We start from the raw sequence: 9,455 nt of genomic DNA, 5'->3' as shown, positions 1-9,455 counted from the left end.
GACGCAGCAAGGCGTCAGTCACACTCGACAATCGGCTTCATGAACGGCAAAGCCGGCGCTTTCCCCCACGGGAAGCGCCGGTTTTCGTCGTGTCCGGGGTGTTGGCGCGGGCCTCCTCCCTAACCCTCCCCCACCGCTGGCGGGGGAGGGGAGCGGTTGTCCGAGCGGTGGTCGAGTTGGGTCAGGATCGTCTGGGCTTCGGTCAGCAGGGCGTCGCGGACGCGGATGTATTGGTCGAGGGAGGTCCCGGATCGTTGCCGCGCTTGCAAAGCGGCGATCTGGATGTCGAGCGCGTCGAGATCGCGGTCGATGCATTTCAGCGCGTCGCGCGCCCGTTGCTCTTCCTGCGCGTTCATGGCCACTCCTCCCGTGTCTGGTCTCGATTTCCGGCGAATCGCATCCGAACGAGGTAAGGCGTTTTGTTCTGGTCCCCCTGGCATTGCTTTTGCTGAACGAATTTCTGTTCACGAGCGTCCGCTCGGCAAGCTGAGAGGGAGACTACGATGGCGTCACGCGGAATCAATGCCGGTTTGGTGATTACGGTCGCTCAGAGCGCCATCGACTTCCTATGGTCGCATTGGGACGGTTCGTCGAAGACCGTCCGCTCGGCGCTGATGGCCTCGGAATTCTGGACGCTTCAAGCCTTCGGCCGGCATGGACAGTGGGTCCAGTCGGTCGCCCGCGACGCTTTGGTCGAGTTTCTCGGCAATTACATCGATCGGCGCATGGAGGTCGGTGACAGCGAGGACCGGGCGGTCGCCACCGCGGTCTATCGCCTGACCGGAAAGACGGTGGGTGCGGTCTGAACGCAGGCCGGGGATTGGCCTGCCTGTTTTTTGTCCGAATGCCCATGGGGTGAGCAGTGCCTCCCATGGGCATTCCGAATCTGGACGTTACTCGGGATCAGACCACAGCTTGCCGCCGCTGGCCCAGTCGCTCTTCTTCACGTCGTGGAAGATGACATCGACCGCCTCCGGGCTGCAGCCGAGCACCGCGACCGAGGCGTCGGTGAGCGCCTTGGCGTAGGCACGCTTCTGCTCCAGCGTGCGGCCTTCAAAAAGCTGAACGTTGATCAACGGCATAGTCGTTCCATCCCCTCTGTTGCGGACCGCGGTCCGGAAAGCTCAGCTCTTGTAGTCCGGGCACCGGCGGTCCAGGCGTCGCAGCAGCGCCGGCCATTCGAGTTCGCCTTCGGGCTCCGGATCGGCGGTGAGCTGCCGGTAGGTCTTGTCGCACAGCTCCGGCGATGGCGACACCAGTTCCGCGCCGGCCGCCTGCGCGGCGAGCTGCATCCGGCACGCCTTGTCCAGCATGTCCATCAGGCAGAAGGCCTCCGCCACCGTGCGCCCGGTCACCAGACTGCCGTGGTTGTGAAGCAGCATCGCCCGGCGGGTGCCGAGGTTGGCGACGAGGCGGACCTTCTCGCTCTCGGTCAGGGCCAGCCCTTCGTACCGGTGGTAGGCGAGGTCGCGGTAAAAGCGCAGAGCGTGCTGGGACAGCGGGAGGAGCCCGTCCTTCAGCATCGACACCGACACCGCCGCCTCGTTGTGGAGGTGCATGACGCAGCGCGCGTCCTCGCGCGCCGCATGGACGGCGCCATGGATGACGAAGCCGGTGGCGTTCACGGGGTGGGGGCTGTCGCCGATGATGGCGCCGTGGATGTCGATCTTCACGAGGTTGGAGGCGGTCACCTCGTCGAAGGTCAGGCCGAAGGGGTTGATGAGGAAGCGCCCCGGTTCCCCCGGCACGGCCAGCGAGATGTGGGTGTAAATCAGGTCGTCCCAGCCGCGCTCGGCGACCAGACGGTAGGCGGCGGCGAGATCGACCCGCGCCCGCCATTCCGCATCGCTGATGCCGGCGTCGCTGATGCCGGTACCGGCGATGCGCGGTCCGGCATGGACGAATGATCCGCTGGTGTCGGTCACGGTCGGCTCCCGGTCTGTGCGATGAGCGGGGGAGCTTCGCATGGCGCGGCACGGTTGTCCAAGCGGGACGCTGGGACTATTCCGGATTTCGGAAATCACCGGCCCGGCTTGATTGCGGTCCCTTAGACTGTGGGGGTTTCCGCCGCCGAGTGCACACCGATGCCCTTCACCGCTCCGATTTCCACCCCGCCCGACCGCAGCGCGCCGGAAGGGGGCCGAATGGAGGACCAGGCGAAGCCGTCCATCCTCGTGGTGGACGATGAGGAGGGCATCTGCAGCTTCCTGTCGCGCGCGCTGGAGCGGCGCGGCTGGCGGGTCAAGGTGGCGGGCCGCTGTCGGTGGCCGCGGTGGAGCGGGCGCTGGCCCGCTTCGCCGAGCGGCAGACCCTGCACCGCGCCACCGGGGCGGCCCACGGCGTCGCCTGGGTGGATGCGGCGGGGACCATCCTGGCGGTGCGCGAGGATGTCGGCCGCCACAACGCGCTCGACAAGCTGATGGGCTGGCTGGTGCGCACGGGCGTGGACCGGCGGGGCGGCTTCGTCCTGACCTCCAGCCGTGCCAGCTACGAGCTGGTGCAGAAGGCCGCCCGCCTGGACATCAGCGGGCTGGTCGCCATCTCCGCCCCGACCGGCATGGCGGTGCGCATGGCGGAAAGCTGCGGAGTGTCGCTGGCCGGCTTCGCCCGCGGCAACCGGCTGGTCGTCTACAGCCACGGCGACCGCTGGGCGTAGGCGGCTTCGCGGAAAACGTCACGGGACGCGCCGCTCCGTCGTCTGGGGAATACCAGCCGGATGACGGAGACCCCGATGCCGCTCGACAGGGCCGCGATCAAGAACATCAAGTCCAAGCCGCTCGATTTCGCGGAGTGGCGCGACAGCGTCCAGGATGCTGCCCAGCTCAACGGGCTCGCCAATCTCAGCGTGGTCACCGATCACCACATCTGCCCGCAGAACGTCCTGCTCGACCTGCGCAACGGCGCCGTCGACGCCAGCGGTGACGGGCTGCTGATCGGGGCCGGGACCTACGCGGTGAACAGCGTCGTGATCGCGCCGACCCAGGACCCGCAGGCCCGGATCGAAGCGCTGATGGAGCGCATCCTCTGGGCCTGCGGCAACGTCTTCCCGGGCGCGGAGAACGTGATGCGGGTGGACGACCCCATGAACACCGGCGGGTGGGAGGCGGAAGGAGCGCTGCCAAAGGCGCTGGCCTACGCCAACGAGCTGAAGGATCTGCTCGTCCAGACCAGCGCGCAGCCCTCCCATCTGAACTGGCAGAGAGTCGTCAACCATGTCAATCCGCAGGGCCGGGCGATGCTCAAGGCCCAGAAATCCATCCTGAAATGGGCCGACGCCTGGGCAACCCACCCCGTCTACCGCATCTACATCCGCCTGACGAAGTCGGAGACGGAATACTGCCGCAGGAACTTCGACACCTTCCCCGGTGCCGGGGCTTGGGTCCATCCCCGGCATGAGCTTCTCAACCAGGTCGCGGAGAAGCTGGCCATCTGGGAATCGACGGTCAGGGACAGCACCGGGGCTGATCAGCGCATCGCCTACAAGGCCATGTGCGACGACGTCAACCAGTCCTGCTTCAACGGCCAGACCAAATGCTGCGACCGTTGGCTGGAGCGCCACAAAGCGCCCTGACGGACATGCCGCGGCGGCGCCCTGACGCCGCCGCGGGTGCCGGACCCAGCCCTCTCCGGGAGATCGGGCCTTCGATCACTCCCCGCCGTCCCCGCGCAGCCGTTCGAGGACCTGCCGCAGGTCGCCGGGGTGAAGCGGCTTGTGCAGGAAGGAGCAGCCGCGGCGTTGGCCTTCCAGAAGGGCGCTCTGGGCCGTCTCGCCGCTGAGCACCACGGCGGGGATCTCGCGGCCGTAGAGGCGGCGCACCCGGTCGATCACGTCGAAGCCGGACACCTTTCCGGGCAGCCGCAGGTCGGTCAGGATGACCGACGGCGGGTCCGTCAACCCGTCCAGCACCGCGAAGACCTCCCGCATGTCGCTCGCGGCGGCGACGGTGCAGCCCCAGCTTTCCAGGATCATCTGAAGGCCGGTCAGCACCATGGCCTCGTCGTCCACGGCCAGCACGGTCATCCCGGTGAGGAGCGGGGCCGCGGCGGAGGAGGGCGGGGCGGCGGGCGGGCTGCTCGATGGCTCGGGCAGCGGGGCCGCGGCCTCCAGCGAAACGGAGAAAACCGTGCCGCGCCCGATGCGCGACCGTACCTCGACCTGAAGACCGAGAAGCTCCGCCAGCCGGCGCACGATGGCAAGGCCGAGGCCCAGCCCGCGGTTGGGGTCGCGGTTGGGGTTCTGGAGCTGGTGGAACTCGTCGAAGATGGCGGTCAGCTGCTCCTCGGGGATGCCGAAGCCGGTGTCCCACACATCGATGCGCCAGCGGTTGCCGCGCCGCCGCATGGCGAGCAGCAGACCGCCGTGCCGGGTGTAGCGGATGGCGTTGGTCAGCAGGTTGCGCATCACCCGCCCGAACAGCACCGGGTCCGTCTCCACCGTGCCGGGGCACAGGCGGGCGCGCAGGCGCAGGCCCTTCTCCTCGCTTTGCGGGCGGAACTCCTCCACAAGCTGGTTCAGAAGCTCGTCCAGGGCGACCGGCTGCGGATCCGGAGTCACCGTGCCGGCGTCCAGCGTGGAGATGTCGAGCAGCGCGTTCAGCAGCCTTTCCCCCGCCGTCATGGCGTTGCCCAGCATCTCGGCCGTGCTCAGCGCCTTCTCGTCGGTGATCTGGCTGCACAGCGCATCGAGGAACAGGCGCATCGCCTGGAAGGGCTGGCGCAGGTCGTGGCTGGCCGAGGCCAGGAAGCGGGAGCGCGCGGCGGTCGTCCGTTCGATCTCCGCGCGCATCGCCCGCTCCATGCGGGCGACGACCCGGTCGTCGGGCGCCGCTTGGGTGGCCAGCGCCAGCACGGCGACCGTCTGCCCGTCCTGGATCAGCGGCACGCCCTCGAACGCCGCGGGATCGGCGTCGCCCACCGGCAGAAGCTCGATGCCGACCGGCTCCTCGGTGTCGCCGGAAAACAGCGGATCGACGGTGCCCAGCACCGCCGGCCAGACCGGTCCGAACCAGGCGGGGGCCGGCTGCCCGCCCGCCGTCGGTTCCTTGCCGAGAAGGGCGCAGAGCGCGTCGTTGGCGAAAAGGGTGGCGGCGTGCGGCGGCCCGGTCAGAACGAAGGCCGGCAACGCGGCGGCGCGGCAGACGCGCAGCGCGTTCTCCACGCACTCCGTCTCCGCTGGCGCGGTGTCGATGCTGGTCCTGTTCTTGTGCCGAGGCGTCACGTCGGTCTCTCTAACCGCTAGAGCTGAAGGTGAAGCACCTTAACCTTTGGTGCACTGGGGATGAAACCGCCTGAAAGCCCTATACGCCTTCTATGCGGAAGGCATTGGGGGAGACACGCGGGCGAGATGGTCCTCCACCATGTATTTTCGGCGGAGCAGGGCCATCAGACGGATCTTCAGGATGTCCATCGGCTGCGACTTGCCGACGAAGTCGTCGGCCCCGGCGGTCAGGCTGGCGGTCAGCCGGTCGTCGCCCTCCTGGCTCGTCAGGATGACGATCTGGAAGAACAGGCCGCGGCGCCGGCGGAAACGGTCGAACCGCTCGCACAGCTGGGTGCCGCTGGTGCCCGGCATCACGAGGTCGAGGATCACGCAGTCCAGCCCGCCGTCCTCCAGCGCCGCCACCGCCTCGTCGGCGTTGCGCGCGGCGACGACGTGGCAGCCGTCCTCCTCCAGCTCGGCGCGCAGGAACTCGCGGTAGGTCGCGCTGTCGTCCACCACCAGGATGCGCGCCCGCTGCAGGATGTCGGACACCGTCGGCGGCGCGTTGCGCCGGTCGAGCAGCGCCATGGCCTGCTGCACCACGCCCTGGGAATCGGCGGGGTCCACCCACTGGACGTCGGCGGGAACGCCGGCTTCCGCCGCCCGTTCCGCCGAACCCAGCAGCATGGCGGGGGCCGGGCAGCGACGCCGCAGCTCCGTCAGGGTGCGGGCGGCCTCGCCGTCGGCCTCCACCATCAGCAGGTCGAAGGGGCGGCGCGCCAGCTCGGCGACCGCGGGGTCTACCGTTTCGACGCAGCTCGCTTCGATGCCCTGCTCCTCCAGCATCAGCTTCAGGAGAAGTCCCTGCGTCTGCGAAGCGATGACGATCAGCGCCCTGGGTCCACTCATGAGGGCTCCACTCCCGTCGAAACCAGTTCCAGCAAACGGGCCGCCATCTTGTCGATGGGCAGCTCCTCGGTAACGCCTCCCAGCCGGACCGCGGTCCCCGGCATGCTGTGGATGACCGCGGTGGAGGCATGCTCCGCAATGGTGTAGGCGCCCGCCCGGCGCATGTCGGTGAGGCCGCGCGCCCCGTCCTCCCCCATGCCGGTCAGCAGCACGCCGATGGCGGCGGCGCCGAAGGCCGAGGCCAGGGAGGAGAACAGGACGTCCCCGGACGGCCTCTGGCCGCAGACCGGCTCGCCCTGGATCAGCCGCATCCCGCCGGGCTCGGCGGTCAGATGAAGCTCGCCGGGGGCGACATAGACGTGGCCGGGCCGGTGCGGCGCGTCGGAGGCCAGCGCCACCGGCAGCGGCGTGACCGACCCCAGCCAGGAGGCGAAGCCGGCCACGAAGGGAGCGCCGATGTGCTGCACGACGAAGACGGGCAGGGGGAAGTTGGTCGGCAACCCGCGCAGCAGCTTCACCAGCGCCGCCGGCCCGCCCGTCGAGGCGGTGATCCCCAGCGCGCGGAACTGCCGCTTCACCACGGACGGCGGCAGGGGAGGGGGCGTCGGGACGGGGGCGCCCTTGCCGCGGCCGCCGTCGCCACGGGTTTCCTCGTCGCCGCTGCGCGGGCGCCCGCGCTGCCGGATGACCTTCACCTGGCTCATGATGGTGAGCTGGGTGCAGAGATGCCGGGCAACGGTCTGATAGTCGGCGCGGGCCATGCTGCCCGGCTTCTCCACCACCGCCAGCGCCCCGGCCTGGAGCGCCCGCATCGGGATGTCCAGGTCGCGCACGTCGGAGGCGACGACGACGATCGGCACGGGATGGTCGCGCATCAGCCGCTGCGTCACGGCGAAGCCGTCGATGCCCGGCAGGCGGATGTCCAGCGACACCACGTCCGGCTTCAGCGAGTCGACCATGCGCAGCGCCTGCTCGCCGGACGCGGCGATGCCGGCCAGCTCCAGCCGCGGGTCCTCGCCGATGACGTGGGCGAGGAGCTGCTGGACGACCGGCGAGTCCTCGACCACCAGGACGCGGATCTTGCGGGCGCCGGTCACAGCAGCCGCCGGATGCCGGCCAGAAGCTCGTTCTGGTCGAAGCGGGTCTTGACGATGTAGGCGTCGGCGCCGAGGTCCAGCCCGCGCTCGCGGTCCTCGTCGCTGGCACGCGAGGTGACCAGGATCACCGGCAGGTCGGAGGTCATGGGGTTGCCCTTGACGGCCTGGAGCAGGGCGAACCCGTCCATCCTCGGCATCTCCACGTCGCTGATGATCAGGTCCACATCCTCCAATTCGCCGAGCGTTTCGACCGCCTCGCGCCCATCCACGCACAGCGTGACCCGGTAACCATGGGCCTCCAGGATGCTCTTTTCCAGGGTTCGCGTGGTGATGGAATCGTCCACAACCAGAATGTGCGGCCGCCGCCGCGCCGACTCGTCCACGGGACGGACCAGCGGCGGCAGGGCCATGCCGGGGCGCGGCGACAGGGCGGCGGGATTCAGCACCAGGGCCGGCGAGCCGTCGTCCATCAGCACCGTGCCGAGGAAGCGGGCGGCGTCGATTCCCACCTCCTCCGCCGGGGTGACCACGGAGTCGCGGGTGGCCATCAGCGCGTCCACGACCAGCGCGACCCGCCGCCCGGCGGCGTGCAGAACGACCAGCGCCAGCGGCGCCCCGTTGCCCTGCGGCATGGCGCCGTCGTAGCCGAGCAAGGCGGCCAGCGGCGTCACCGGAACGTCCTCCTCCTCCAGCCGGATGGTCGGCGCGGCGAGGTCGGTGAACAGCGTGTCCGCCGCGACGCGCAGCACGCGCCCCACGTCGTTGCTGGGGATCGCCAGGATGTCGTCCTGGACCGCCACGAAGACCAGCCGCTGGCTGAGCAGGCTGAGCGGCACCTCCACGGTGACGACGGTTCCGCCGCCCTCGCGCGCGGCCAGCGTCACCGAGCCCTGAAGCCGGGTGACCTCCCGCCGCACGATGGCGAGGCCCATGCCGCGCCCGGCATACTCGTTCGCGGTGGAGGCGGTGGAGAAACCCGGTTCGAAAATCAGGTCGAGCAGCCGTTCCTCCGGCGCCGAGTCCGCCTCGTCGGCGCCCAGCAGGCCACGCTCGACGGCGTGACGGGCGATGGCCTCGCGGTTCGGGCCGCGCCCGTCGTCCTCGACGCGCAGGACGAGGCGGCGCCCGACCACCGAGGCTTCGAAGCGGACGGTCGCCGCCGCGCGCTTGCCCGCCGCCACCCGCTCCTGCGGGGTTTCGACGCCGTGGCTGACGGCGTTGCGGGCGATGTGCAGCACGGGGTCCTTCAGCCGTTGCAGGACCACCCGGTCGGCCTGGGTCTCCAGCCCGCGGATGTCCGCCTCCACCTCCTTGCCCTGGGCGCGGCTGATGTCGCGGATCATGCGGCCGAGGTTGCTGAACTGCGACTCCGCCGGCAGCATGCGCAGCTGCCGCACCTCGTCCTGGAATCCGCTGCCCCAGCGGCGCAGCGACCAGAGATGCCGGTCATGGGCGCGGTGCGCCGCGTCCAGCGAGGCGCCGAGCGCGCGGAAGCGCCGCTCGAAGGAGGACAGGCGCAGGGCCGTCTCGTCCCCCGCGAAGCTGGTGGCGCCGGACCCCGCAACATCATGGGAGCCGCGGAGCAGGCGGGGCCGCATGGCGTGCCAGCTCCGTTCCAGCGCGCGCCATTCGCCGCGCAGCTCCCGCAGCTCGGCGACCAGGGCGGACTGGTTCTCGATCTCCGGCAGCAGGCCGGCGGCGGCGGTGAACAGCCGCTCCAGCCCGGCGCTGCGGATGCGGACCAGGGCCGCGCTTTCGGCGGGACCGGCGGACCGGACCGGGCGCGGCGCAGCGGCCTGAGGGGTGGCGGGGGCGGCTCCCGCGTCCGGTGTGGCGGAGCGGCGTTGGACCGGTTCCGGCCCGCCGCCTTCACCGCCCATGCGGGTCAGTTCGGCCAGCACCTCGGCGATGTCCACCTCGCCGCCGCCGCGGGTCGCCCAGGCCACCACGTCCTCGATGGCGTCCAGCGCGCGGCGCACCACGTCGCGCGCCGCCGCGTCGAAGGGCACCGTGCCGCGCTGGATGGCGATGAAGGCGGCCTCCAGCCAGTGGGACAGCCGCTCCACCTCCGGCAGGTCGACGGCGCGGGCGGCACCCTTCAGGCTGTGGGCGCGGCGGTGGATCTCCACCAGATCGGGGTGGTGCGCCGGGTCCTTCTCCACCGCGCGCAGGGACTCGCGGATGGCCGCGAGATGCTCCTTGTGCTCCAGGTCGAAGGCGGCGAGCAGGCGCGTGCGGATGTCGTTCAT

At 70.3% G+C, this 9,455-nt stretch carries 10 protein-coding genes; 3 read left to right on the top strand and 7 right to left on the bottom strand.

The window, feature by feature from the left end; translation table 11 throughout:
* Positions 1–119: 119 nt before the first annotated feature.
* Positions 120–356, bottom strand: a complete 237-nt coding sequence (locus tag H0B54_RS19750) for a hypothetical protein (protein ID WP_188261742.1) — start codon at positions 354–356, stop codon at positions 120–122.
* A gap of 147 nt (positions 357–503) precedes the next feature.
* On the opposite strand from H0B54_RS19750, the gene H0B54_RS19745 reads away from it, so the two are divergent.
* A complete protein-coding gene (locus H0B54_RS19745) occupies positions 504–806 on the top strand; it encodes a hypothetical protein (RefSeq protein ID WP_188261741.1) in 303 nt (100 codons plus the stop codon).
* A gap of 87 nt (positions 807–893) precedes the next feature.
* On the opposite strand, the gene H0B54_RS19740 is transcribed toward H0B54_RS19745, so the two are convergent.
* Positions 894–1,082, bottom strand: a complete 189-nt coding sequence (locus H0B54_RS19740) for a 4-oxalocrotonate tautomerase (protein ID WP_014197963.1) — start codon at positions 1,080–1,082, stop codon at positions 894–896.
* Positions 1,083–1,124: 42 nt separating this feature from the next.
* A complete protein-coding gene (locus H0B54_RS19735) occupies positions 1,125–1,925 on the bottom strand; it encodes a class II aldolase/adducin family protein (RefSeq protein WP_343068984.1) in 801 nt (266 codons plus the stop codon).
* Between the two features lie 338 nt (positions 1,926–2,263).
* Between H0B54_RS19735 and H0B54_RS19730 the strand changes: the two genes are divergently transcribed.
* On the top strand, positions 2,264–2,656 hold the full coding sequence (locus tag H0B54_RS19730; protein ID WP_343068983.1) for a formate dehydrogenase accessory sulfurtransferase FdhD: 393 nt from the start codon (positions 2,264–2,266) through the stop codon (positions 2,654–2,656).
* Positions 2,657–2,731: 75 nt separating this feature from the next.
* Positions 2,732–3,571: a hypothetical protein gene (locus H0B54_RS19725; protein ID WP_188261740.1), complete on the top strand. Its 840-nt coding sequence runs from the start codon at positions 2,732–2,734 to the stop codon at positions 3,569–3,571.
* A gap of 75 nt (positions 3,572–3,646) precedes the next feature.
* On the opposite strand, the gene H0B54_RS19720 is transcribed toward H0B54_RS19725, so the two are convergent.
* The 4 genes from H0B54_RS19720 to H0B54_RS19705 form a co-directional block, all read right to left on the bottom strand.
* The gene (locus tag H0B54_RS19720) at positions 3,647–5,218 is read right to left on the bottom strand and encodes an ATP-binding protein (protein ID WP_188261739.1); all 1,572 of its coding nucleotides are present in this window, start codon (positions 5,216–5,218) and stop codon (positions 3,647–3,649) included.
* A 90-nt stretch (positions 5,219–5,308) separates the two neighbouring features.
* Positions 5,309–6,109 carry a response regulator gene (locus H0B54_RS19715; protein WP_094305034.1) on the bottom strand — a complete coding sequence of 267 codons (801 nt, stop codon included), beginning with the start codon at positions 6,107–6,109 and terminating at the stop codon, positions 5,309–5,311.
* Positions 6,106–7,206 (bottom strand): chemotaxis protein CheB, encoded by a 1,101-nt coding sequence (locus tag H0B54_RS19710; protein ID WP_188261738.1) that lies wholly within the window; start codon positions 7,204–7,206, stop codon positions 6,106–6,108. Before H0B54_RS19710 ends, H0B54_RS19715 begins: the two co-directional genes overlap by 4 nt.
* Complete coding sequence (locus H0B54_RS19705; RefSeq protein WP_188261737.1) at positions 7,203–9,455, bottom strand: hybrid sensor histidine kinase/response regulator; 2,253 nt, start codon at positions 9,453–9,455, stop codon at positions 7,203–7,205. Before H0B54_RS19705 ends, H0B54_RS19710 begins: the two co-directional genes overlap by 4 nt.

The sequence above is a fragment of the Azospirillum tabaci genome (assembly GCF_014596085.1).
In the GTDB taxonomy this organism is placed as follows: domain Bacteria; phylum Pseudomonadota; class Alphaproteobacteria; order Azospirillales; family Azospirillaceae; genus Azospirillum; species Azospirillum tabaci.
Note: the sequence above shows the minus strand (reverse complement) of the source record. Positions and strands in the feature narration are given on the sequence as shown.